Origin of the sequence: Facklamia lactis (assembly GCF_015863205.1) — a bacterium.
GTDB classification, from domain to species: domain Bacteria; phylum Bacillota; class Bacilli; order Lactobacillales; family Aerococcaceae; genus Facklamia; species Facklamia lactis.
Genome location: NZ_JACBXQ010000022.1, coordinates 1 through 607, shown reverse-complemented (window position 1 = coordinate 607; position 607 = coordinate 1). Strand labels below are relative to the sequence as shown.

Sequence of the window (607 nt, the reverse complement as noted above, 5' to 3'; positions counted from 1 at the left end):
AATTAATCAACGCGGTAGCTGAAGCAAGTGGCCTTTCTAAAAAAGATGCATCTAAAGCGGTTGATGCTGTTTTTGACGCAATTACAGAAGCGCTTAAAACCGGTGATAAAGTGCAATTAATCGGTTTTGGTAACTTCGAAGTACGTGAGCGTGCGGCGCGCAAAGGACGCAACCCGCAAACAGGAGAAGAAATCGAGATTGCTGCAAGCAAAGTTCCTGCTTTCAAACCTGGGAAAGCGTTAAAAGATGCTGTAAAGTAAGAAATTACATACAGCCAAAAGAGGTAGCCGGTTGCGAGCTGCCTCTTCTTTTTTGCCTTTTTTCATCTTTATATGCTAGAATCGGATTACGTGAAGTTGAATGGTAGGAGGATGCAACAAATGAATGTACAACAAATTGAACAAGCGGTTCGCTTAATTTTAGAAGCGATTGGCGAAGATCCAAATCGTGAAGGGTTGCTCGATACACCGAAGCGGGTAGCAAAAATGTATGCGGAAGTGTTTTCTGGTTTAACCGAAGATCCGAAAGTGCACTTGCAAACGGTATTTAGTGAAGACCATGAAGAACTTGTCCTCGTCAAAGACATTCCGTTTTATTCAATGTGTGA

General features: G+C 42.3%; 2 protein-coding genes. Both read left to right on the top strand.

Features of this window, described 5'->3' with window-relative positions:
• The coding region (gene hbs / locus HZY91_RS10810) for a non-specific DNA-binding protein Hbs (protein ID WP_197116276.1) at positions 1–260 on the top strand (260 nt) is incomplete at its 5' end.
• A gap of 120 nt (positions 261–380) precedes the next feature.
• A partial coding sequence (locus HZY91_RS10805) for a GTP cyclohydrolase I (RefSeq protein WP_197116275.1) occupies positions 381–607 on the top strand: 227 nt, incomplete at its 3' end.